At 60.4% G+C, this 22,145-nt stretch carries 20 protein-coding genes and 1 pseudogene; 8 read left to right on the forward strand and 13 right to left on the reverse strand.

Translation table 11 applies throughout. From position 1 onward, the window contains the following. Positions 1–85 precede the first annotated feature (85 nt). Positions 86–400 (reverse strand): hypothetical protein, encoded by a 315-nt coding sequence (locus RS887_RS19025; RefSeq protein ID WP_322616554.1) that lies wholly within the window; start codon positions 398–400, stop codon positions 86–88. A gap of 509 nt (positions 401–909) precedes the next feature. Between RS887_RS19025 and RS887_RS19030 the strand changes: the two genes are divergently transcribed. Then, entirely contained in the window at positions 910–1,260 is a 351-nt protein-coding gene (locus RS887_RS19030) for a BON domain-containing protein (RefSeq protein ID WP_322616555.1), read from the forward strand. 92 nt (positions 1,261–1,352) lie between these two features. Here RS887_RS19030 and RS887_RS19035 read toward each other — a convergent pair whose 3' ends face one another. Beyond that, positions 1,353–2,456 (reverse strand): polyamine ABC transporter substrate-binding protein, encoded by a 1,104-nt coding sequence (locus RS887_RS19035; protein WP_322616556.1) that lies wholly within the window; start codon positions 2,454–2,456, stop codon positions 1,353–1,355. A gap of 298 nt (positions 2,457–2,754) precedes the next feature. On the opposite strand from RS887_RS19035, the gene RS887_RS19040 reads away from it, so the two are divergent. After that, complete coding sequence (locus RS887_RS19040; RefSeq protein WP_322616557.1) at positions 2,755–4,128, forward strand: IS1182 family transposase; 1,374 nt, start codon at positions 2,755–2,757, stop codon at positions 4,126–4,128. A gap of 410 nt (positions 4,129–4,538) precedes the next feature. Then, complete coding sequence (locus RS887_RS19045; RefSeq protein ID WP_322616558.1) at positions 4,539–5,765, forward strand: RtcB family protein; 1,227 nt, start codon at positions 4,539–4,541, stop codon at positions 5,763–5,765. Positions 5,766–5,804: 39 nt separating this feature from the next. Here the strand turns inward: RS887_RS19045 and RS887_RS19050 are convergent, their stop codons facing one another. After that, positions 5,805–6,047 (reverse strand): type II toxin-antitoxin system VapC family toxin, encoded by a 243-nt coding sequence (locus RS887_RS19050; RefSeq protein WP_322616559.1) that lies wholly within the window; start codon positions 6,045–6,047, stop codon positions 5,805–5,807. Positions 6,048–6,550: 503 nt separating this feature from the next. Between RS887_RS19050 and RS887_RS19055 the strand changes: the two genes are divergently transcribed. Further along, positions 6,551–7,924, forward strand: a complete 1,374-nt coding sequence (locus RS887_RS19055) for an IS1182 family transposase (RefSeq protein ID WP_322616531.1) — start codon at positions 6,551–6,553, stop codon at positions 7,922–7,924. Between the two features lie 322 nt (positions 7,925–8,246). Here RS887_RS19055 and RS887_RS19060 read toward each other — a convergent pair whose 3' ends face one another. Continuing rightward, positions 8,247–8,708, reverse strand: a complete 462-nt coding sequence (locus RS887_RS19060; protein WP_322616560.1) for a hypothetical protein — start codon at positions 8,706–8,708, stop codon at positions 8,247–8,249. A gap of 428 nt (positions 8,709–9,136) precedes the next feature. Between RS887_RS19060 and RS887_RS19065 the strand changes: the two genes are divergently transcribed. Then, entirely contained in the window at positions 9,137–10,402 is a 1,266-nt protein-coding gene (locus RS887_RS19065; protein ID WP_322616561.1) for an epoxide hydrolase, read from the forward strand. Positions 10,403–10,421: 19 nt separating this feature from the next. Here the strand turns inward: RS887_RS19065 and RS887_RS19070 are convergent, their stop codons facing one another. Further along, entirely contained in the window at positions 10,422–11,438 is a 1,017-nt protein-coding gene (locus RS887_RS19070; protein ID WP_322616562.1) for a succinylglutamate desuccinylase/aspartoacylase domain-containing protein, read from the reverse strand. 171 nt (positions 11,439–11,609) lie between these two features. Here RS887_RS19070 and RS887_RS19075 point away from each other — a divergent pair. Next, a pseudogene (locus RS887_RS19075) lies at positions 11,610–12,095 on the forward strand (TetR family transcriptional regulator C-terminal domain-containing protein); the annotation flags it as partial. Here the strand turns inward: RS887_RS19075 and RS887_RS19080 are convergent. The 6 genes from RS887_RS19080 to RS887_RS19105 all read right to left on the reverse strand — a co-directional run bounded on the left by RS887_RS19080 (position 12,051) and on the right by RS887_RS19105 (position 19,004). Next, positions 12,051–13,055 carry a DMT family transporter gene (locus RS887_RS19080; protein ID WP_322616563.1) on the reverse strand — a complete coding sequence of 335 codons (1,005 nt, stop codon included), beginning with the start codon at positions 13,053–13,055 and terminating at the stop codon, positions 12,051–12,053. The pseudogene RS887_RS19075 and the gene RS887_RS19080 overlap by 45 nt on opposite strands. After that, a complete protein-coding gene (locus RS887_RS19085; RefSeq protein WP_322616564.1) occupies positions 13,055–13,753 on the reverse strand; it encodes an ABC transporter permease subunit in 699 nt (232 codons plus the stop codon). The genes RS887_RS19080 and RS887_RS19085 overlap by 1 nt, the downstream gene beginning before the upstream one ends. An 18-nt stretch (positions 13,754–13,771) precedes the next feature. Then, on the reverse strand, positions 13,772–14,485 hold the full coding sequence (locus RS887_RS19090; protein ID WP_007981895.1) for an ABC transporter permease: 714 nt from the start codon (positions 14,483–14,485) through the stop codon (positions 13,772–13,774). A 147-nt stretch (positions 14,486–14,632) separates the two neighbouring features. Next, complete coding sequence (locus tag RS887_RS19095) at positions 14,633–15,415, reverse strand: transporter substrate-binding domain-containing protein (protein WP_322616565.1); 783 nt, start codon at positions 15,413–15,415, stop codon at positions 14,633–14,635. Between the two features lie 27 nt (positions 15,416–15,442). Next, positions 15,443–17,446 carry an aminotransferase class I/II-fold pyridoxal phosphate-dependent enzyme gene (locus tag RS887_RS19100; protein WP_322616566.1) on the reverse strand — a complete coding sequence of 668 codons (2,004 nt, stop codon included), beginning with the start codon at positions 17,444–17,446 and terminating at the stop codon, positions 15,443–15,445. Positions 17,447–17,603: 157 nt separating this feature from the next. Then, positions 17,604–19,004: an MFS transporter gene (locus RS887_RS19105; protein WP_322616567.1), complete on the reverse strand. Its 1,401-nt coding sequence runs from the start codon at positions 19,002–19,004 to the stop codon at positions 17,604–17,606. 215 nt (positions 19,005–19,219) lie between these two features. Between RS887_RS19105 and RS887_RS19110 the strand changes: the two genes are divergently transcribed. Both RS887_RS19110 and RS887_RS19115 read left to right on the forward strand, forming a co-directional pair. Next, positions 19,220–20,104 (forward strand): LysR family transcriptional regulator, encoded by an 885-nt coding sequence (locus RS887_RS19110; RefSeq protein ID WP_322616568.1) that lies wholly within the window; start codon positions 19,220–19,222, stop codon positions 20,102–20,104. Positions 20,105–20,334: 230 nt separating this feature from the next. Further along, positions 20,335–20,754 (forward strand): organic hydroperoxide resistance protein, encoded by a 420-nt coding sequence (locus tag RS887_RS19115; RefSeq protein ID WP_322616569.1) that lies wholly within the window; start codon positions 20,335–20,337, stop codon positions 20,752–20,754. Positions 20,755–20,932: 178 nt separating this feature from the next. Here the strand turns inward: RS887_RS19115 and RS887_RS19120 are convergent, their stop codons facing one another. Together RS887_RS19120 and RS887_RS19125 are read right to left on the reverse strand one after the other, a co-directional pair. Then, positions 20,933–21,385 (reverse strand): cupin domain-containing protein, encoded by a 453-nt coding sequence (locus tag RS887_RS19120; RefSeq protein WP_322616570.1) that lies wholly within the window; start codon positions 21,383–21,385, stop codon positions 20,933–20,935. A 211-nt stretch (positions 21,386–21,596) separates the two neighbouring features. Beyond that, positions 21,597–22,124, reverse strand: a complete 528-nt coding sequence (locus RS887_RS19125) for a helix-turn-helix domain-containing protein (protein WP_322616571.1) — start codon at positions 22,122–22,124, stop codon at positions 21,597–21,599. Positions 22,125–22,145: the final 21 nt, after the last annotated feature.

Genomic DNA, 22,145 nt, shown 5'->3' on the forward strand with positions numbered 1-22,145 from the left:
TGGGTAACCGCTGTGGTAACCCAACAGCGGCATTCTGCCTGGAGCCAGTATCTACGCAGCCTGTAGGCATTCAGTGCGCGACCTGTCAAGCGGCACTCGCCTCATTGGCAGGATTCAGAAAGCAGGCCATCTCCCGTTCGACAACGTCGATCTCATTTAGCCCCCAGTTAGTCAGGGGCGCGGAAGGTTTGCCGGTCGACGCAAAACTCGCCGCCAGCAGACGGGTCATCAGCGTCTTAGCCAAGTCCAGTTGCTTCTGAAGCTCCTGAGCCGCGCGATCAGCCTTGTCCAGACGCTGTTGCAGGGCATCGCGCCCGGCAGTGATCTGTCCGATACTGGCCATCGTTTCATGTGGGGCGACCATCACTGCCGCTTTTTCTTCCAAAGATTTATCACTCATCAATGTGCTCGTTCGCTCAGGTTCAAGGTCAGACGCCCGCGGGCCTTGCCTCACTGATATCGGCACGAGAGTTTATTCCTGTAGTTTTCCATCGCACTGCTGCGTAAGGCGCCGACCAACGGCAGCGTAACCCATCAGCGAACCCAGCCTGGTTGCGAACAAGCCTCTCAGCTGGCACTGGGTTTAGTGCTCGTATCTATAAACGTCCGTTCCTGGCCGATTCTGTCGGTCGAGATCGGCAGCTTTGGGTTGATCAGGGCTGATCGCAATAAGGACTGTCTGGAGTGCTCTGTAGGTGTTGCGCCTGGCACAGAGCGACCAAGGGGGACGTTCACCGGGACAGCGCTCTGACCGCAGGCAACGGCCGTACTATAATTAATGTCTGTCAGTGTTTGCGTGGCGAGCGCTCCAAAACGAATCAGGTATCCATGGCGCTCACTCGACAGGCAGAGGGCAGCACAGCAAATGGGATGGACAGTACGTCTGATTACGCGAGAGAGGGTTCAGCCATGAAAATTCACTCTTTCCAACATTACTCTCATGGTCTGGAAATGGCCGTTCACGATGCATGGATTACCGCCAAGGTGAAGTCGGCCCTGGCATTTTCCGATCCGACCCTTAGCCTGCATATCAATGTCAAAACCCATGCGGGCATAGTGGGGTTAACCGGCCGCGTCAACACTCATAGACAGTGTGAACAGGCCATTGGTCTGGCCCGTTCGGTTCATGGTGTCGCCGAAGTCGATGCCAGCGACTTGCAGACCCATGTGTTTACGCCAGGGAGTTTTCCAGAAGCGCCCAACGCCGAAGAGAGCACTGAGCGCCGGCCACAATCGTCAACAAAGATGGACGACAAATGATAATGGCAACTTTGTAGGCGCCGCGCTCCCGGTCGGGAACCGAGGTGGCGGTATCCAGCCTCATCACCACATGCCCATTTTCCCAGGTGGTATCAGTTGCCGTTCTTGATATTGCTCCAGGAGCGCGTGCGGATACGATCGACCGCATGGGACTGCGGTTGCAGAGTGAACAGCGTGGCTATCACCTGCGCAGAGGGGTAGATGTTCGGGTTGTCTTGCACCTCGGCCGAGACCAGCACGTTCGCGTCTTTGTTGGCGTTGGCGGTGAGCGCCAGATCGGTAGCAGGCGCAATCACTTCCGGACGCAGCATGTAGTTGATGAAGGCCAGCCCATGCTCCGGGTGGCTGCCGTCTTTCACCAGTACCAGGTTATCGGACCACAGCGGTGCACCTTCGACGGGGATGCTGTATTCAATTTTCACTCCTTTGCCGGCTTCGTTGGCGGCTTGCTTCGCACCGAACACCGCGCCAGACCAGGTCAGGGCCACGCAGATATCGCCATTGGCCAGGTCGCTGCCGATCTTGGACGAATTGAAATAGGTGATGTACGGGCGCAGCTTCAGCATCAGCGCTTCGGCTTTTTTGTAGTCATCGGGGTTGCTGCTGTTGGGAGGAAGGCCAAGGTAGTGCAGGGCGATCGGCATGATCTCGGCGGGTGCGTCCAGAATTCCCACCCCGCACTGACTGAGTTTGACCAGGTTCTCCTCTTTGAACAGCAGGTCCCATGAGTTCACCGGTGCCTGCTCACCGAGGACGGCGCGGACCTTTTCAACGTTGTAGCCGATCCCGTCGGTGCCCCATAGGTAAGGTATGGCGTACTGGTTGTCAGGGTCGTTCGCGCGAAGTTTTTCCAAAAGCACCGGGTCGATGTGTTTCAAATTGGGCAGTTGGCTGCGGTCCAGCTTCTGCAAGGCTCCGGCCTTGATCAGGGCCGGCAGAATGAAGTTACTGGCCACTACCACGTCATAACCGCTATGGCCGGTCATCAGCTTGGCTTCCAGTACTTCGCCGCTGTCGAAGGTGTCATACACAGGCTCAATGCCCGTGTCGCGCTTAAAGTCCTGGAGGGTGGTTGGACCGATGTAGTCGTACCAGTTGTACACGTGCACGGTGGGCGTATCAGCTGCTGCGGTCGTTATCCAGGCCGACAGACAGGTGCTGATTCCGAGGCTCAAAGACGAGCGGTAACGACACACAATGTGGCACTCCTGGCCTGATTCAGGACCATGATGTTCGGGAGATGTCAGGTTAGTGATGCGCGCCGTAGCTGCCTATTACCATGCCGGGTTACTCGAAAGAGGTAGTGATTGGAGGCCTTGTCGCCAAGCCTTGCAAAAAAATGCTGCAAGCGTTGAAACGTTGATGCCTTAAGTCGCGACGGGTCGTTTTCTTTCCGTAACGACTGACTGCTCGTGGCCGATTCTGTTGAAAAAGTAGCTCCCCTGTCTGGCCTGCGGCAAAATCTCTGCATTGGCCAGCAGGGAAGCACGCAGCATGATGGGACAGTTATCGAGTGGGCAGGAGCGGCTGTTTTACTCGTTCAACCTTGAAGATCACATTCCCGCCAATCACCTTCTGCGCAGCATTGATCGGTGTCTTGATCTGAACGACCTGCGCCATTACCTCGCCGATTTCTATAGCCCGATTGGGCGTCCGTCGATTGATCCTGAACTGATGATCCGCATGCTGATCGTGGGCTATTGCTACGGCATTCGCTCCGAGCGGCGGTTGTGCGAAGAGGCCCATTTGAACTTGGCGTATCGCTGGTTCTGCCGGTTGAACCTTGACGATGAAGTCCCCAACCACTCGACCTTTTCCAAGAACCGACACGGCCGCTTTCGGGACAGTGAGCTGTTTCGCTGGTTGTTCAATGAAGTGCTGCGTCGCTGCATGGAGGCAGGTCTGGTTAAAGGTGAAGGCTTTGCCGTGGACGCCAGCATCATCAAAGCGGATGCGAGTCGGCAGCGCGGCGTACCGGGTGATGAACCGATCAATTGGAGCGATCCGGCCCTGAGCACCCGCGCCGTGCGTGAGTACCTTGAAGGCCTCGATGAAGAGGCTTTGGCCGAAACGCTACCGAAGCGCCTGTCGCTGACGGATCCTCAGGCTCGCTGGACCGCAGCTCCAGGTGGGCCAGCGTTCTACGCTTACTCCACGAATTATCTGATCGATACCGAGCACGGCGTGATCATGGATGTGGAACCCACACCGGCTCATCGCACCGCAGAAGTCGAGAGCACCAAGACGATGATCGATCGGGTTGAAGCGCAGTTCGACATCAAACCGGAACGCCTCATCGGCGATACTGCTTACGGCACCGCACCAATGCTGGCCTGGATGGTGGAAGAAAAAGACATCGAGCCGCACGTACCAGTGTGGGACAAAACCGAGCGCAAGAACGACAGTTTTTCGAGCAACGATTTCCACTGGAATGAAGAGGCTGAGGAATACCGTTGCCCGGTCGGCAACGCATTACGTAGCGAATGGCGAGCCTTCAAGAACGAGCGTTCACACGTCACCAAAGCCAACACCATCATCTTCCGATCCCGGCAGACCGACTGCGCTGTCTGTCCGATGAAAACCAAGTGCTGCCCGAACACTGCGTTCCGCAAGATCGCTCGCAGCGTCCATGAAGCCGCGCGCGATGTGGCTCGGCAAATCGCAACGACGCCGGCGTATGTGCGCTCTCGCCACGAACGTAAAAAGGTCGAAATGTTGTTTGCCCACCTCAAGCGCATCCTGAAATTGGATCGCCTGCGCCTACGTGGCATGAGTGGCGCGACTGATGAATTCACGCTGGCCGCCGCGGTGCAGAACCTGCGACGGCTGGCCAAATTTACCTCTCAAGGGCCACCTGCTACGGGATAGGTGCGTCTGCACGAAGCAAAAAACCTCAAATTAACCCAATAACCGAGCAGTAAAGGTCAACGAAGGGCCGAAAAACCACGCAACGTGGTGAATAGGTTCTCCAGAGGTGGCCGAGCCTGAGTTCAGGCGAGCTGAAAATCCGACTTTTTCAACACAATCGGCCGTTCTCTGCCGGTCATGTCTCCACGAATTTTACTGGTCAAATACGGTGCACATGACTGGTCAGGTCCAATGCAAATGGGTGGTCATATGCAACGCAAACGGGTGGTCAAGTAGGGTGCAATTTCGCAAAAATTGTGGCTCCGCATTTACCAGTGTCCTATCACCAACAAGCAGGGCGAGCTGGCTTGCCAGCGATAGGGCCCGCCAGAACACTGTAAAATATTCCTGCCCCCGCGGAGGAATCCCCCATGCCAACCCCCACCTACGAACTCCTGGAAGTCCCCGGCGGCAAGCCGATCAAGCTCTGGACCCAAGGCGTGCCTGTCGAACCCGAGGCCAGGGCCCAACTGATCGCCACCGCGAAGATGCCCTTCATCTTCAAGCACCTGGCCGTGATGCCCGACGTGCACCTTGGCAAGGGCTCGACCATCGGCAGCGTGGTCCCGACCGTCGGCGCCATCATCCCGGCCGCTGTGGGAGTGGACATCGGTTGCGGCATGATCGCCGCGTGCACCTCACTGACCGCCGCCGACCTGCCGGATAATCTGGGCCGCCTGCGCAGCGCCATCGAGAAAGCCGTACCCCACGGACGCAGCTTCGGCCGAAACAAGCGCGACACGGGAGCCTGGGACAACGTACCCGGCTCGGCGGAGCATGCCTGGAGAGCGCTGGCCGGGCGCTTCAAGGCGATCACCGACAAGTACCCGCGCCTGGAAAAGACCAACAATCGCCAGCATCTGGGCACCCTGGGTACCGGCAACCATTTCATCGAAGTCTGCCTGGATGAAGCCAACCGTGTCTGGTTCATGTTGCACAGCGGTTCACGCGGTGTCGGCAACGCCATCGGCTGCCTGTTCATCGAACTGGCCCAGGCCGACATGCGCCAGCACATCGCCAACCTGCCCCACCGCGACCTGGCCTATTTAGAGGAAGGCAGCCGGCACTTCGCCGATTATGTGGAAGCCGTAGGCTGGGCCCAGGATTTCGCCCGGCAGAACCGCGCCTTGATGATGCACGCGGTCATCGGCGCGGCGCGCCAGGTCATTGCCAAGCCCTTTGATGCAGAACTGGAGGCAGTGAACTGCCACCACAATTACGTGCAAAAAGAGTGGCACTTCGGCAGGGAGGTATTGGTCACCCGCAAGGGCGCGGTGTCGGCGCAAATGGGTGAACTGGGGATCATCCCGGGCTCCATGGGCGCCAAGAGCTTCATCGTCCGCGGGCTGGGCAACGAGGAGTCGTTCTGCTCCTGCAGCCACGGCGCGGGCCGCGTCATGAGCCGGACCCAGGCGAAAAAGCTGTTCACCGTCGCCGACCAGATCCGTGCCACCGCGCATGTCGAGTGTCGCAAGGACGCTGACGTGATCGACGAAATCCCGATGGCCTACAAGGACATCGACCGCGTCATGGAAGCCCAGCGCGAGCTGGTGGAAGTCGTGCACACCCTGCGCCAGGTGGTGTGTGTAAAGGGATAGTTGAGCGCTGTCTCAGGCGTCCTTCGCAGCAGACAACCGTTACACCTTCCGCACAGGCCCCGGGTACTGCGCGACCATTGCATCAGCCGTCAGCAGCGTTATCCCCTCAACCATCGCCTGCGCCACCAGGATGCGGTCAAACGGGTCCTGGTGTATGGGCGGCAGACCATCAATGGCGACAGCATGCTCGCTGGCGATCGGCAATTCGCTATAGCCGTTATCCAGCAGACCCCGACGTAAAACACGTGGAGGGTTGGCCGGGATTCGCGCCAAATTCGCCAAAGTTAAGTTAACTTTTTGATTAACAGCTGAAATTTAGTATTCGAGCCGACTCACCTGTTCTCCGACGTCAATGCCTTAGTCTACGATTATCACAGTTGGTATTAGAGGCTTGATGGAGTCATTCGGTAACTGATTGCGTCAATGTATTTGTCCGGGAAAGCATGCAATCACGCCTTCTCGGGCAATGACCATTGGATCTCCCTGTCAAAATGATGTCCATTTTGGGTCCAGGCTGTGTGAAAACGTTTTAGAGCAAGTTTTACAGTCAAAATAGGAACGAAAATCGCATTCCTACGTAAATTTCAGGGCGGGCTGACTAACCAAACGCGGGCAGATTTTACATAGCAACGCAGACTACAAAACAGCGCATGCGTTTTCACCCAGCCTGGGTCTGAAGCAGTCCTTAGGCGAACGCCCGCTTTTGGCCGATTCTGTTGAAAAAGTAGCTCCCCTGTCTGGCCTGCGGCAAAATCTCTGCATTGGCCAGCAGGGAAGCACGCAGCATGATGGGACAGTTATCGAGTGGGCAGGAGCGGCTGTTTTACTCGTTCAACCTTGAAGATCACATTCCCGCCAATCACCTTCTGCGCAGCATTGATCGGTGTCTTGATCTGAACGACCTGCGCCATTACCTCGCCGATTTCTATAGCCCGATTGGGCGTCCGTCGATTGATCCTGAACTGATGATCCGCATGCTGATCGTGGGCTATTGCTACGGCATTCGCTCCGAGCGGCGGTTGTGCGAAGAGGCCCATTTGAACTTGGCGTATCGCTGGTTCTGCCGGTTGAACCTTGACGATGAAGTCCCCAACCACTCGACCTTTTCCAAAAATCGACACGGCCGCTTTCGGGACAGTGAGCTGTTTCGCTGGTTGTTCAATGAAGTGCTGCGTCGCTGCATGGACGCAGGTCTGGTTAAAGGCGAAGGCTTTGCCGTGGACGCCAGCATCATCAAAGCGGATGCGAGTCGGCAGCGCGGCGTACCGGGTGATGAACCGATCAACTGGAGCGATCCGGCCCTGAGCACCCGCGCCGTGCGTGAGTACCTTGAAGGCCTCGATGAAGAGGCTTTGGCCGAAACGCTACCGAAGCGCCTGTCGCTGACGGATCCTCAGGCTCGCTGGACCGCGGCTCCAGGCGGCCCAGCGTTCTACGCTTACTCCACGAATTATCTGATCGATACCGAGCACGGCGTGATCATGGATGTGGAACCCACACCGGCTCATCGCACCGCAGAAGTCGAGAGCACCAAGACGATGATCGATCGGGTTGAAGCGCAGTTCGACATCAAACCGGAACGCCTCATCGGCGACACCGCTTACGGCACAGCGCCGATGCTGGCCTGGATGGTGGAGGACAAAGACATCGAACCGCATGTGCCAGTGTGGGACAAAACTGAGCGCAAGAACGACAGCTTTTCGAGTAACGATTTCCACTGGAATGAAGAGGCTGAGGAATACCGCTGCCCGGCCGGCAACGTATTGCGCAGCGAATGGCGAGCCTTCAAGAACGAGCGTTCGCACGTCACCAAAGCCAACACCATCATCTTCCGATCCCGGCAGACCGACTGCGTTGCCTGTCCGATGAAAGCCAAGTGCTGCCCGAACACTTCGATTCGCAAGATCGTCCGCAGCGTCCATGAAGCCGCGCGTGATGTGGCTCGACGCATCGCAGCGACGCCGGCGTATCAGCGCTCTCGCCACGAACGTAAGAAGGTCGAAATGTTGTTTGCCCACCTCAAGCGCATCCTGAAACTGGATCGCTTGCGCCTACGTGGTATGAGTGGCGCGTCCGATGAGTTCACGCTGGCCGCCGCGGTGCAGAACCTGCGACGGCTGGCCAAATTTACCTCTCAAGGGCCACCTGCTACGGGATAGGTGCGTCTGCACGAAGCAAAAAACCTCAAATTAACCCAATAACCGAGCAGTAAAGGTCAACGAAGGGCCGAAAAACCACGCAACGTGGTGAATAGGTTCTCCAGAGGTGGCCGAGCCTGAGTTCAGGCGAGCTGAAAATCCGACTTTTTCAACACAATCGGCCGTTCTCTGCCGGTCATGGTTACAAAGCCTGCTGGGTAAATCCGATGCAACCGGTGGTCAAGTAGAGTGCAATTTCGCGCCTGACGACCAAACCAGTACTTTCCACGCAAAAAACCCTTCCTGCGCGTCAACGCAGGAAGGGTTTTTTGTTTGCGGCCGATCAGTCTTTGGCCTGGCTCAACTTGGTGTACAGCTCGGTCGGTACTTTCTTGCCGTTGGAGATGAACTGGTTGGTGCGGTACTTGTACGTCTCTGCCTCGGACAGGAAGCCGTCGCCGTTGGTGTCTATCGCCTTGAATTCCTCAGCACCATTGGGCGCCACCGCCAGCAGTTCCTTGAGCGACACGCGGCCGTCATGATCGGCGTCGGTCCTGGCGAAAGAAGCATCGCCGCACTTGCCCTCACCGCACTTGCCCTCGGCCTGGGTCTTTTGCGCGCTGGCTTGACTGGCACCGCACTTGCCTTCGCCACATTTGCCTTCGCTGGTCTTTTCCGCAGAGGCCAGTTGATAGCCCTGAGGCAAGGCTTCAGCGGAAAACGCCGTGGAAGCGAAGTTGATACCGCCGACCAGTGCAACTGCGAGCAGGCCAATACGGGTTTTGTTCGACTGGATACGAGACATGTTGATACTCCGGATCAATGGCGTGGCTGGACCACTATTGGTCGTACCACAAGGGTTTATGAACCTGGTTGCGAGGTGCGTTGTGCATCTCGCTCTGGCAGGTCTATTTGGCCCCCGTGGTGTATCCCGGCTGTATCCGTGAAGAGTGGGTTTTGTATGGTTGTATGAAGATGTCGTGCCTTGATACACGGTGATACGCGAAAGGCGGTAGGCAGTGGATCGCAGGTGCTGATGTGCGCACGACATCGCCCAAGAGCGCGTGTTTAAAAAGTGGGTGCTTGTCTGGGGCGAGGGAGCTTGCTCCCTCGCCGCAGGTTTTGTGTGTTTGATAAAACCTCCTTGCGTGCCCCGTCGAACGAGATCAGTCTCAGGAGCTATATCGCCCTTCGCCCCTGCGCTTGCGCGTCCCCCTCAGCGAGGAAATGAAGATGAAATCTGTTTTCGTTGTTCTGCTGATGACCCTCGCACTCTGCAACTCGTCCCTTGTGAGCGCCGCTCCCGTCGCCGACGCTGTTGTGCCCTTCCATGTCGATATTTCGGATCAACAACTCACTGATCTGCGTACCCGCATCGCGGCAACGCGCTGGCCGGACAAGGAGACGGTGGCCGATCGATCCCAAGGTGCACAGCTTGAGAAACTGAAGGAGCTGGTTCGCTACTGGGGCACGAGCTATGACTGGCACAAGGCCCAGGCGCAGCTCAATGCCTTGCCCCAGTACACGACCACCCTCGATGGGGTCTCCATCCACTTCATCTGGGTGCGCTCGCCTGCGCCGAATGCTTTGCCGATGATCCTGACCCACGGTTGGCCTGGCTCGGTGCTGGAGTTCATCAAGGTGGTCGGCCCACTCACCGATCCGGCCGCTCATGGCGGCAATGGCGCGGATGCATTCGATGTGGTGATTCCGTCGATCCCCGGTTACGGCTTTTCCGGCAAACCGACTGAGCCCGGATGGGACCCGGACCATGTGGCCCGGGTCTGGGGGCAATTGATGCAGCGACTGGGGTATAGCCGCTACGTCGCCCAGGGTGGCGACTGGGGCGGTCCCATCACCAGCGCCATGGCCCGCCAGTCAGTGCCCGGGTTGCTGGGCATTCACCTCAACCTGCCGGCGACGGTGCCGCCGGAGGCAACCGCTGCACTCGCTGCCGGAGGTCCCGCACCTGCCGGATATACCGAGCAGGAACGCGCGACCTACGACGCGCTGGCCGCCTCCATCAAACAGGGAAACCTGGCCTACAGCGCGATGATGGCGGCGCGGCCACAATTGATTGGCTACGGCGTAACGGATTCCCCGGCATTTCTCGCGGCGTTCATGCTCGGTCACCCCGGATTTGCCAAGTGGACCTATGGCGCCGACCCACAGCAATCGCCAGGCAAGGATGAAGTGCTGGACGACATCACGTTGTACTGGCTGACGAACAGCGGCGCCTCGGCGAGTCGGCTCTACTGGGAAAACAAGGGCCGCAGCCCGCTTTTTTCTGCGGCACAAAAGACCGGCGACATCTCACTGCCGGTGGCCGCCACGGTATTCCCCGATGATGTCTATTACCCGCCGGAGAGCTGGGCCCGACGTGCCTATCGCAACCTGATCTACTTCCATCAGGCGGCCAAGGGCGGCCATTTCGCAGCGTGGGAACAGCCGGAGCTGTTTACCGAGGAGCTGCGCACGGCGTTTCGGCCGCTGCGCTGAACCACCGGCCGGCTTCGCATCAATTGGGGTCGAGCAACCCGCCACTCCAGTTGCGCGACACCCGGCTGCCGGTGAACTTCGCCACGCCCATGCCCTGGGCTATCAGGCGGTCGCGATAGCGCGTCACCAGGCGCCCCGCTTGCTCGGCATGCAGCACCACTTCGGAGGATGGGTCGCCCGGGGTCCTCAGAATCCGTGCAAAGCGCTGCCCTTCTTCGACGAAATCCCCCAGCTCTTTTTCGAAGATCAGCACGCCGGGTTGCGGGGCGATGATGGTTTCCATGTGGCCCATTTCCACCGCCTCGACAGGCCAGTCTGCGGGCGCCACTGACTCATCGATGACGCCGCAACTGCACAGCCAGTTGTACAGCCCTTCGGCATCCGATTGCGCGAAACCGTCGCTGACATCGCCCTGCCCGCGCAGCTCCAGCGTTGCCGCCATGCGCTGCTTGGTGTCGCCTTTGCGCAACCACGGGGCAATGATGGTTTCTTCGAAGGAGCCATCGCCGCCGTCATCCCAGATGATGGCCACGTCCATCTTCATCGCCGCCGCCAGTTCACGGCCACGGGGCCAGAAACTGCGGTGCACGTAGAGGTACGGCAAGGCCTCGTCATCGGTGTGCAGGTCGAGCATCACATCCGCCGGGGCGGCCAGTTGCACCAGTTTTTTCTGCCATTGCTGGACGCAGGTCGAAGGTCGCGCCATAGCCGCCGACTGGTCGAACCCGCGATTGAAGTTATGCCCGGTGGCGTCATGGAAACGGCCGAGAATCCGCCCCTGGCGAAACTGCCCGATGCCCAGCGGGTTGGCCTGTGGCACCACGGTGATGTTGCCCTTGAGCCGACCTTGGGTCTCGGCGACCTGAAGCCGTTGCATCAGCAGGTGCAGGACCAGCATCCCGGCGATTTCATCGGCATGTACGCCAGCCTGCAGGTGCACGTTCGGCCCGCTGCCATCGCCTGCATAACGCCAGGCACCGACCTGCACGGCATCGCCATTGTTGTTGCGAACGCTGAATGAAATATCCTGCGGCATTGGCTTTCCCTCCCGTCATGAACCTTGAAAAACGTTGTATCGCTGCTGTCGAAGCTGGAGATTGAACGTCTGTTCAACTAAGCTCGGCAACGTGGAACCTCACCCAAGGACAGCCTCGTGACAACCGATGCCCCGAAAAACCGCCGCGCCGAACCCGATGACCGCCGCGAAATGCTGGTAGCCGCCACCCTGCGCTGCCTGGGCCGCGACGGTCACGCCGGGATCTCCGTGCGTCGCATTGCCACCGAGGCCGGGGTGTCCGTGGGGTTGCTCAACCATCACTTCGGCAGCATCGAGGCCCTGATCGCTGAAACCTACCAGCGGCTTGCGAGCGAACTGACCACTGCCCTGCTCCAGGAAATCGAACAGGCCGAAACACCCGCGCAAAAGATCGATGCCTTTCTCGAAGGCTCGTTCTCGCCCAGGGTCATGGACCCGAAGCTGCTCGGCGTGTGGGTGGTGTTCTGGAGCCTGATCCGGCACTCCGACCACGTCAGCCAGTCCCACGAAAAAAGCTACCGCGCCTACCTTGACCTGATCCGCCAGTTGCTCGACGGGCTGGCGGCCAGCGAAGGCTTCGTGATTCACGACACCCGCCTGGCGGCCATCGGCTTATCGGCGATGCTCGACGGCCTCTGGCTCGAGTGGTGCCTCAACCCCGAGACCTTCAGTGCCGCCAACGGGCTGCATATCTGCCGCTGCTGGATAAAGGGGCTGCGTCACGGAGCATTCGGCACCGACGACGTCCTGTGACGAGTGCCGGCCAAAGATCATCGCCAGGGTGCCGCTGACCGCGATCAGCCCGGCACCGATCATCAGCGACGTATCCATCAGCGTGCCCCAGACCAGGCTCGACAGCGCAAACGCCCAGATCAACCCGGTGTATTCGAACGGCGCGAGCAAGGTCGCGGTGGCGCGGCGGAAGCTCGCGAACAACAGGAACTGGCCGATGCCGCCCACCAGGCCGGCGCCGAGCATGCCCAGCCAGGCGGGCGTCGGCGACGGCGTGTGGGTCCACGGCAACGCGACCGTCATGCAAATCACGAACACTACGTTGGTGATCAGCATCTGCTCCAGCACTGACGTCTGCTCATCCACCTGGCGCAACTGGATGTAGGTGAACGCCCAGCACATCGCCGCCAGCAGGGTCAGGACGACCGGCAACGGGTCGGTCATGTTGTCGGGGCGACAGGCAATGATCACCCCGACAAAACCGATGATCAGGCTGAACCACTGCCAGCCGCTGGCGCGCTCCTTGAGAATCACCGCCGCCAGCACCGTGACCATGATCGGCGCGGAAAAATACAGGGTGGTCATCTCGGCCATGGTCAGGTCCCTGGCCGCCGTGTAGTACAGCACCCAGGCGACAATCGAGAGCAAACCGCGCACCACCAGCAAGCGCCGGCTCGGCGAACGCCAGGCCCGCTGGATCAGACGCAGGCGCCCGGCCAGCAACACCGCGGCGACCACCACCAGGCTGCGCCAGAACAGGATGGTCACCACCGAATAATCGGCCACCAACCATTTGATGACCGCATCCTGCAAGGCCAGGAACGCGTAGCCCAAAGTGCACAGGCCAATGCCCTGCAGCGAGCGGTCTACCCTTGGCGAACTCATCAGGCTGACCTGCGCACGGGCGTCCCGCGCCGCTCGGCAAAGGCAAACAGCGCTTCGATCAGGAACGTCAGGCAGACATACACGCCGGCCACCAGCAACAAGGGTTCGTACACCTGCAGGGTTTGTGCACGGACCACGTTGGCGGCGCCGAGCAGATCGATCACGGCGATGGTCGAGGCCAGTGCCGTGGACTTGAGCAGCATCACGGTTTCCCCGGCCAGGGTCGGCAGCAACAGGCGCATCGCCCGGGGCAAGCGCACCCGCAGCAAGGACTGGCGCGCGGTCATGCCAAACGCCGAGGCCGCTTCCATTTCGCCCTTCGGTACCGCCAGCAGGCCACCGCGAATCACTTCGCCGACATAAGCCCCGACCGACACCACCAGGGCGAACACGATGTACCAGTAACCGTCGCGCAGATACGGCCAGAGGAAGCTGCCGCGAATCAGCGGGAACTGGGCAAACAGGCTGCCCAGGCCGTAGTAGAAAATGTAGATCTGGATCAGCAAGGGCGTGCCGCGGGTCACGCTGGTGTAGAACAGGCTGACCTTGGCGATCACCTTGTTTTTCGAGATCCGCGCCAGCGCCACCAGGATCGCCAGGGCAAAACCGAACACACTGGAGACCAACAGGATCGCGAGGGTGGTTTGCAGCCCCCGGCCCAACATTGCCGCGTATTCAACTATCCACGCTGGAATCATTTCATTCTCTCTGCCGGTTCAGTCAACAAGAGGCATCCAGCGACGAATGCGTCGCTCCAACCGTCCCGAAAGATAGTTCGACGCCAACGTCACCGCGTAATACAACGCGGCAGCCGTGAGGTAGAACAACAGATAGTGGCGCGTCGACCCCGCGCCTTGCTTGGCGGTGTACAGCAGCTCGTTGGTACCCACCACGCTGATCAGCGCACTGTCCTTGATCAGGTTGATCCACAGGTTGGCCATCCCGGCCATGGCGTAAGGCGCCATGATCGGCAGCGTGACCCGACGGAACAGCCCGAAACCGTTCAGGCCGAACGCCTTGGCCGCTTCGATCTGGCCGAAGGGAATCGCCTGGATCGCAGCGCGGAAAATCTCCGAGGCGTAGGCGCCCTGCACCAGCCCCAGCACCACGATGGCCGCCAGCGGACCGCTGACATTCACCACGCCGTAGCCGAGTCGGGTCATCAGCGAATTGAGGAGCATGGAGCCGACGTAGTACAGCAACAGGATCAGCAGCAACTCCGGAACCGCCCGGAACAACGTGGTGTAGCCGCGCATCAGCGCCGCAATCGGCTTCGGCGCGCCAAGCTTGAGGCACGCCACCACCAGCCCGATGGCCAGCCCGAGCACAAAGGCCCCGGCGGAAATCTGCAGGGTCATCCAGAGCCCCTTCAACAGCGCACTGCCCCATCCCTGTTCGGTGAAATTGATCAGATCGAACATTGCCGGCATTTCACTCTCCAGTTGCGAACCTCACACCCCCCAATGTGGGAGCGGGCTTGCTCGCGAAAGCGGTGTGTCAGTCGACATCATTGCTGAATGCGATGCCGTCTTCGCGAGCAAGCCCGCTCCCACAGGGGGTCTGCGTTTAACCAGTCATCAGAACGCAGGTTTCACACTGGTGCCGAAGTAGCTTTGGGAGAGGTCGTCGTAGTCCTTGCTCGCCAGCAGTTGCTGGATGGCCTTGTCGAGCCTGGCCTTGAGTTCGGTGTCGTCCTTGCGCAGGCCGGCCCCCACGCCTTTGCCGAAGATCGGGTCATAAGGCACGGTGCCGAGGTAGGCCAGGTCCTTGGCATCCGGGGTTTTGACGAACGCGGCCATGGCGGTGCCGTCGGCCATCATCAGGTCGATGCGGCCGGCAATCAGGTCGGCGTTGGCCGAGTCCTGGGTGTCGTAGTACTTAACGTCGGCAATCTTTTCGTAGTAGGTCTTCAGGTAACTGGCACTCACGGTCGAGTTCTGCACGCCGATGATCTTGCCCTTGAGATCATCCGGGTACTTCTTCACCAACGCCTCTTTCGGGCCGACGACGGCAATCGCCGAATCGTAGTAGGCCTTGCTGAAGGCGATCTGTTTTTCCCGTTCTTCGGTCACGGACATCGAGGAAAAAATCACGTCGATCTTCTTCGCCAGCAACGATGGAATGATGCCGTCCCACGCCACTTCCTTGATCTCGCAATCGGCTTTCATTTCGCTGCACAGCTTGTGGATCAGGTCGACTTCAAAACCCTTCCATTCACCATTGGCCTGCTTTTCGGTGTACGGCGGATAGGGTTCGGCTGCGACCGCGAACCTGATCGGTTGCGCCTGTGCCGCACTCATGCCGGCCAGCAATACGCAGGCCGCACCGGTCAACCAGTTTGCAAAACGTCGATTTCCCATGTTGTTTTCCCGTCTTTTTATGATGAGTTAGCGAGTCTGATGAGCGTTGACGAATTGTCGGCAACGCTCGCTGCGTGGGTGTACGAACACTTCGTCCGGCGAACCGGTTTCCTCGATCAGCCCTTGATGCAGGAAGGCGACTTTGGAAGAGACATCGCGTGCGAACGCCATTTCATGAGTCACCAGGATCATGGTCCGGCCTTCTTCGGCGAGGGAGCGGATCACCCGCAGCACTTCCCCGACCAGTTCCGGGTCGAGTGCCGAGGTGGGTTCATCGAACAGCATGACCTTGGGCCGCATGGCCAGGGCCCGGGCGATGGCCACCCGTTGTTGCTGTCCCCCGGAGAGAAACGCCGGGTACTCGTTGCGCTTGGCCGCAAGCCCGACGCGTTCGAGCAGGGCTTCGGCCCGCTCCGTGGCCTCCGCACGGCTTTCACGCAAGACCTGGGTCGGCGCTTCGATGAGGTTTTCCAGCACCGTGCGATGGGGCCAGAGGTTGAAGTTCTGGAACACCATGCCCAGGCTGGACCTTATGCGCACCAGCTGTTTGGCGTCCGACACCAAAGGTGCGCCGGGACGATTCTGGTTGAGGTGAATGCTTTCTCCATCGACCAGGATGCGGCCCTGGTCCGGAACTTCGAGCATGTTGATGCAGCGCAGCAAGGTACTTTTGCCCGAGCCGCTGGCACCGATCAGGGAAATCACTTCGCCCTCGCGGGCGGTCAGGGAAACGCCCTTGAGCACTTCGATATTGCCAAAGCGTTTGTGCAGGCGATCGACCTCGATCATGGTCTTGGCCGCGGCCGGTTCGACGGTTGCGGTACTGGTCACCGTGCCGATCACCGGCCTCGGCGCTTCGCCGTTCAGCACCCGGACAAAGTCGCGAATGCGCTGGCAGGCCTGGGCCAGTCGCTCTTCACTCAGGGTGAACGATAGCCGTACAAAACCCTGGGCCGGCTCACCGAATGCCGCCGCATCCAGCACCGAGACACCGGCTTCACGCAGCAGGCGCCAGGCGAATTCCAGCGACGTCAGACCGGTGCCACGCACGTCCACCAGCACGAACATGCCGGCATCGGGGTTGAGTACGCTGATGCCCGGGCAATCGGCCAGGCCGGACACCACCAGATCGCGGCGCCGACGATAGATCTCACGCATGCCGTGGGTGACTTCATCGTGTGACTGCACGGCCTTGAGCGCCGCTTCCATGACAAACCCGGGCAGGCCGTACAGCATGCTCAGCACCAGGGTTTCGACATGATTGATCAGGGCCTCGTTGGCCACGACCCAGCCGATGCGCCAACCGGTCATGGCATGGGATTTCGACAGGCTGCCGATCACCACGCAGCGCTCGGCCATGCCCGGCAACGCCGCCAGGCTGAGGTGTTCGCGCTCGTAGGCGAGGCTCTCGTAGACCTCGTCGACCACCACCCACAAGTCATGGGCGATGGCGAGGTTGGCGATGGCTTGCAGTTCTTCGCGGCCCAGCACCACGCCAGTGGGATTGTTCGGATTGGAGAAAAAAATTGCCCGGGTGCGCGGGGTAATGGCCTTGGCCAACACGGCGGCATCGAGGCGGAAACCCGAGTCCGCCGCACAAGGCACCCGCACCAGCGTGGCGCCGGACGCCTTGAGCGTCGCTTCGTAGGTCACGTACATCGGATCGAAGGCGATCACTTCGTCGCCGGCGCCGAGCAGGCACATCGAGGTGGCAAACAACGCGTTCTGGGCACCGGCCGCGACAATCACGTTGCTGGCTGGCAGTTCGCGGTCGATCAACCGGCTGTAGCGGCCGGCAATGGCCTCGCGCAGAGCCTGGCGGCCGGCGATTTCGGTGTAGTGGGTATCCCCTTCGCGCAAGGCGTGGATGGCGGCGTCGGTAATGAAATCCGGGGTGGGGAAATCCGGGTCACCGACGCTGAGGATGATCACGTCCTCGCCGTTGCGCTGTGCCGCATTGGCCGCGTAGTGAATATCCCAGGCGGCAACGCCCTGGCCACTGATCCGCTCAACAAAGGGTGAAAACCGCATGCCAGTGCCTCGTTCGAATTGAAGAAACGCAAGCCCGCAACCAGCCGGGGGAAGGTGGCCCCCAACATAGTCGAGACTGAACACTCGTTCAACAGAAAACTCACGAGGCTTCGCGTTCAGCGCAAACAGGTCGTTTTCACGACAGTCGCGCCGTTTTTCAGCACGAGGCTGCCAGGCGCCGGGACACGAACTGACTGAGCGTGCCGATGACCAGCGCCACGACAACCAGCGCCGCCGCGACGGCGAACGTGACCCGCATCCCCTGCGCAACCGCTTGCGGTGGTGCCTGCACAATGTTGCTGCTGGCCGTGGCGAAGGCGAACACCGCGCCCATCACGCAAGCGCCGGTGATCAACCCCAGGTTGCGTGACAGACCGAGCAGACCAGAGATCACGCCACGTTGGTCTGGCGCAATGTCCGACAGCACGGCGGTATTGTTCGCCGCCTGGAACAGCGCATAGCCGGCGGTGAGCACCATCAGCGGTGCAAGGTAGCCGAGTACGCCGACGCTTATCGGCACGGCCGGCAGGATGGCAGCGCCGACCAACAGGGCAATCAACCCGACCACGCTCGAACGCTGCGCGCCCAGTCGGTCGACCAGCCACCCGGAGGGCACACCGGCCAATGCCGCCACCAGCGGGCCGGCCGACATCACCAGCCCGACACTCACCGCCTGCAAACCCAGCGCACCCGACAGATAGAACGGGCCGACCACCAGGGTGGCCATGACAACCGTGGTCACCAGGGTGCTCATGGCGAACCCTGCGCTCAGCAGCGGGTTGCGCAACATCGTCAGTTTGACCAGCGGCGACGCGGCCGTCTGCTCGACGAACACGAACAGGATCAAGCCGATCACCGCGACCAGCAGCAGCGCGGTATTGAGCGGGCCGAAGCTGCCGTGCCCAAGGGTCATGGCCAGCGTGTAGGCCAGCAGGGTCAGGACCAATACCAGCGTGCCGAGTGCGTCGAAATCTGGCCGATTGGACGTCATCTCGTGGCGATCCACCGGCAAAAAGCGCCAGGCGAGCCCGAGCGCCAAGACACCCAAGGGTACGTTGAGCAGAAAAATCCCCTGCCAGCCCACTTGCGCGATCAACACGCCGCCAAGCGTCGGCCCCAGGGAAGTGCCGACGGCCGACATCGTGCCGAGCACGCCCATCGCGCTGCCCGTTTTTTCCTTGGGCACCGCCCCGCTCAACAGCGCCATGGACAACGCCATCATGGTGGCCGCGCCGACGCCCTGTAAGGCCCGGGCAGCGATCAGCAGCCACAGACTGGATTCCATTGCACACAGGACCGAGGCGACGGTAAACAGCGCAATGCCGATCAGCAGCAACCGCCGCCGCACCATGAGGTCGCCGAGCCGGCCAACGCTGACGATCAGCACCGTGATGCTCAGCAAGTAGGCGAGCACCACCCACTGCACGGCCTGGAACGACGCCGAAAACGCCTCGGCCAATGCCGGCAGTGCAACGTTGGCAATGCTGGTGCCCAGGGACGACAGCAACATGGATAACGACAGGCTGGCCAAGGCTCCCCGAATCGATATGGACTTCATTCTCTCGCGACTCCGCAAACAGGTTGTCCCGAGCCTAAGCCCGGCCATAACATGGCGGAAGACGCAGCATTTGCACTTTATACGTGCATACAACGCCTCTCATCCATAAATCAGTGTGGGAGCGGGCTTGCTCGCGAAAGCAGACTGTCTGGCACCACAGATGTGACTGTCTAACCGCCTTCGCGAGCAAGCCCGCTCCCACAGGAACCCATTCCATGCCCGATCTGAATTTGCTGATCACCCTGAACGTGTTGCTGGAGGAAGGCAGCGTGGCCCGCGCCGCACAGCGTCTGCGCCTGAGCCCGTCAGCCATGAGCCGGGCGCTGGCGCGATTGCGCGAAACCACGGGCGATCCACTGTTGGTGCGAGCCGGGCGCGGGCTGGTGCCCACGCCTCGGGCACTGGAATTGCGTGAGCGCGTCGGTGTGCTCGTACAGGACGCCGAAGCCGTCCTGCGCCCCGCCGAGGCGCTCGATCTCAATCAACTGACCCGCACCTTCACCCTGCGCACCAGCGACGGCTTCGTGGAAAATTTCGGGCCACAACTGATCGCCCGTATCAACGAAGAGGCGCCCGGTGTCCGCTTGAATTTCGTGCAGAAGCTGAACAAGGACAGCACCTTGCTGCGCGAAGGCTTGGTGGATCTGGAAACCGGTGTGATCGGCGAATCGACCAGCCCGGAAGTGCGGACCCGGATGCTGTTTCGCGACCGGTTCATTGGCGTCGTGCGCAAGGGACATCCACTGACTCAAGGTGAAATGACAGCTGTGCGCTATGCCGACGCCCGGCACATTCTGGTTTCACGCCGGGGTCACGAAACAGGCGTCATGGACGACGCCTTGAATGAGCTGGGACTGAAGCGGGACATCATCACCATCGTTGCCGGTTTCTCCTCTGCGATTGCATTGGCGCGGGCTTCAGACCTGGTCGCCAGCGTACCGGAGCGGCACGTCGGCAACCTGTGCCAGGGGATGCATCGCTTTGCCCTGCCGTTCCCCACGCCGCCGATCACGGTGTCGATGCTGTGGCACCCGCGCATGGACGCCGACCCGGCCCATCGCTGGCTGCGCGGTTGTGTGTGGGAGGTTTGCAGTCAATAACCCCACCGGAAAACTGAGTGTGGAACGCCCGGCTTGACCGCCACATCCTCCCCGGTCGAAGGCATTCAAGTGCTTTGTATCGAACTGTATTTCCCCGGCCATCTTACACAGCGATACAAATCCGCCAGGTTCAGGACATATAGGCAGTACATGGCAATGAAAAAGTGGGGCGCATCGGAAGCGCAGGTTTTCCGAGCATTCCAGCGACCCACTGACAGGAAAAAACCACCATGATCAATGCAATCGATACCGTGCTGTACACCGGCAAGACCCACACCACCGGCGGCCGCGATGGTCAGGCGCGCAGCACCGATGGACGTCTGGACATCAAGCTTTCGCCTCCCGGCTCTTCAGGTGCCGGCACCAATCCTGAACAACTGCTGGCGGCGGGTTGGTCGGCTTGTTTCATCGGGGCAATGGGCAAGGCGTCCGTCGCACTGAAAGTGGCCTTGCCGAGTGACGTTGCGGTGGATGCCGAAATCGATCTGGGCAAGTCCGAAAGCGCTTTCTTCCTTCAAGCCCGCCTGAATGTCAGCCTGCCGGGCCTGGACCCGACCATCGCACGCAAGGTGGTGGAACTGGCGCATCAGACTTGCCCGTACTCCAAGGCAACCCGCGGCAACATCGACGTCGAGATAAATCTGGTTTGACCGATGCAGAAAAGCCTGGCCTGACGTCTTGATACCGGTCAGGCCAGGCTTCTTGAACACCGCAATTGCTTGTAGGAGCGAGCTCGCTCGCGATGGTCTTGAGAGCGCCGCGTTTAGCCAGTAAACACGCGTTATCGTTAACGACCATCGCGAGCGAGCTCGGCTCTACAATTGGCCTCTACTCCTTCAGGATCAGCAGCGACTCGCCTTTCTTCACGATGTAGGTCGCCAGTTCCGAGGCCTTGCCCCCACCCACGTTCTTCGCCACATGGGCAACGCCTTCAGGGATATACAACGAGTCACCGGCCTTGAGCGTCACCGGTGCCCGCCCTTCCAGTTGATACTCGAAGGTGCCGCTGATCACGTGCGCCACCTCGACACCCGGGTGAGCATGTTTGGGCGAAGTCACGCCGGGATCGAAGTCCACGAGTACTTGAAGGACTTCGCGATCGGCAGTGCCGAGGTCTTCGTGAACCAGGTCGGTGCGATGCAGGCCCTGCTGCCAGCTTTTCATCGCCGGGGCCGGCTGTGCTTCTTGGGCTTGAGCGAGGCCCGCTGCGCTGGCGAGCCCTGCCGCGGCCAGGATGATGCCAAGCTTGCCGAGGGTGTGACGGGTGTGGATACGCAACATTGTCTTTCCTCCAGTTGAACCACGCCAGGCCGCGCCGAAAGTGGCGCGATGCCGGTGGTTGCATTTGAAGGCCGCCGTGTATCGCCCGGGTGTCGGGAAACGCCGGTTTTGTATGCCCGGGTAACGGCGGGCGTCGTGGATACCTACAGATACAAAACTACGGATACAAACCTACGGATACAAACCCGCCGCTGCGGGCAGGTCGCCGGTCTTACTCCCCTGCCACTCCCGCATCCGCTCCGCGACTGCCCTTGAACGCTTCGCGCCGGGCGCTGCGTTCGGCGACATAGGCAACACTCGGTTCACTGATCAGGTCTGCGCGGCGCAAGGGCTGCCCGCAATGCTCGCATAACGGTCCGAGTCCGGCCGGCTCGCCGCAACTGCGGTGGGTATACACCACCGCCAACCCTTCCTCGGGCGATTTGCACCAGGTTTCGCCCCAGGCCCGCAGCGCCAGGACCACCGAGTAGAACGCGTCGCCTTTTTCCGTGAGGTGATATTCGTAGCGCTTTGGCCGTTCGCTGTAGGCGCGGCGTTCCACGAGCCCGTCCGCTTCCATGCTCTTCAAACGCGCCGCGACCATTTGCGGCGTACCGCCGGTCTGCGCCTGGATGTCGTCAAAACGATGGCTGCCCATGAACAATTCGCGCAGCACCAGCACCGTCCAGCGGTCACCCACGACGGATTCAGCCCGGGAAATCGGACACAGGGTTTCAGAAACGGTTTTTTTCACCGACATGCGGTATTGCCTCTTTCCTAG

This window comes from Pseudomonas sp. BIC9C (assembly GCF_034541995.1).
Taxonomy (GTDB): Bacteria; Pseudomonadota; Gammaproteobacteria; order Pseudomonadales; family Pseudomonadaceae; genus Aquipseudomonas; species Aquipseudomonas fluorescens_CC.

What these genes read in the sequence shown, in the direction of transcription:
- RS887_RS19025 (WP_322616554.1), bottom strand. Translation starts at nt 400, where the DNA reads ATGAGTGATAAATCTTTGGAAGAAAAAGCGGCAGTGATGGTCGCCCCA.
- RS887_RS19030 (WP_322616555.1), top strand. Translation starts at nt 910, where the DNA reads ATGAAAATTCACTCTTTCCAACATTACTCTCATGGTCTGGAAATGGCC.
- RS887_RS19040 (WP_322616557.1), top strand. Translation starts at nt 2,755, where the DNA reads ATGATGGGACAGTTATCGAGTGGGCAGGAGCGGCTGTTTTACTCGTTC.
- RS887_RS19045 (WP_322616558.1), top strand. Translation starts at nt 4,539, where the DNA reads ATGCCAACCCCCACCTACGAACTCCTGGAAGTCCCCGGCGGCAAGCCG.
- RS887_RS19055 (WP_322616531.1), top strand. Translation starts at nt 6,551, where the DNA reads ATGATGGGACAGTTATCGAGTGGGCAGGAGCGGCTGTTTTACTCGTTC.
- RS887_RS19060 (WP_322616560.1), bottom strand. Translation starts at nt 8,708, where the DNA reads ATGTCTCGTATCCAGTCGAACAAAACCCGTATTGGCCTGCTCGCAGTT.
- RS887_RS19065 (WP_322616561.1), top strand. Translation starts at nt 9,137, where the DNA reads ATGAAATCTGTTTTCGTTGTTCTGCTGATGACCCTCGCACTCTGCAAC.
- RS887_RS19070 (WP_322616562.1), bottom strand. Translation starts at nt 11,438, where the DNA reads ATGCCGCAGGATATTTCATTCAGCGTTCGCAACAACAATGGCGATGCC.
- RS887_RS19080 (WP_322616563.1), bottom strand. Translation starts at nt 13,055, where the DNA reads ATGAGTTCGCCAAGGGTAGACCGCTCGCTGCAGGGCATTGGCCTGTGC.
- RS887_RS19085 (WP_322616564.1), bottom strand. Translation starts at nt 13,753, where the DNA reads ATGATTCCAGCGTGGATAGTTGAATACGCGGCAATGTTGGGCCGGGGG.
- RS887_RS19090 (WP_007981895.1), bottom strand. Translation starts at nt 14,485, where the DNA reads ATGCCGGCAATGTTCGATCTGATCAATTTCACCGAACAGGGATGGGGC.
- RS887_RS19095 (WP_322616565.1), bottom strand. Translation starts at nt 15,415, where the DNA reads ATGGGAAATCGACGTTTTGCAAACTGGTTGACCGGTGCGGCCTGCGTA.
- RS887_RS19100 (WP_322616566.1), bottom strand. Translation starts at nt 17,446, where the DNA reads ATGCGGTTTTCACCCTTTGTTGAGCGGATCAGTGGCCAGGGCGTTGCC.
- RS887_RS19105 (WP_322616567.1), bottom strand. Translation starts at nt 19,004, where the DNA reads ATGAAGTCCATATCGATTCGGGGAGCCTTGGCCAGCCTGTCGTTATCC.
- RS887_RS19110 (WP_322616568.1), top strand. Translation starts at nt 19,220, where the DNA reads ATGCCCGATCTGAATTTGCTGATCACCCTGAACGTGTTGCTGGAGGAA.
- RS887_RS19115 (WP_322616569.1), top strand. Translation starts at nt 20,335, where the DNA reads ATGATCAATGCAATCGATACCGTGCTGTACACCGGCAAGACCCACACC.
- RS887_RS19120 (WP_322616570.1), bottom strand. Translation starts at nt 21,385, where the DNA reads ATGTTGCGTATCCACACCCGTCACACCCTCGGCAAGCTTGGCATCATC.
- RS887_RS19125 (WP_322616571.1), bottom strand. Translation starts at nt 22,124, where the DNA reads ATGTCGGTGAAAAAAACCGTTTCTGAAACCCTGTGTCCGATTTCCCGG.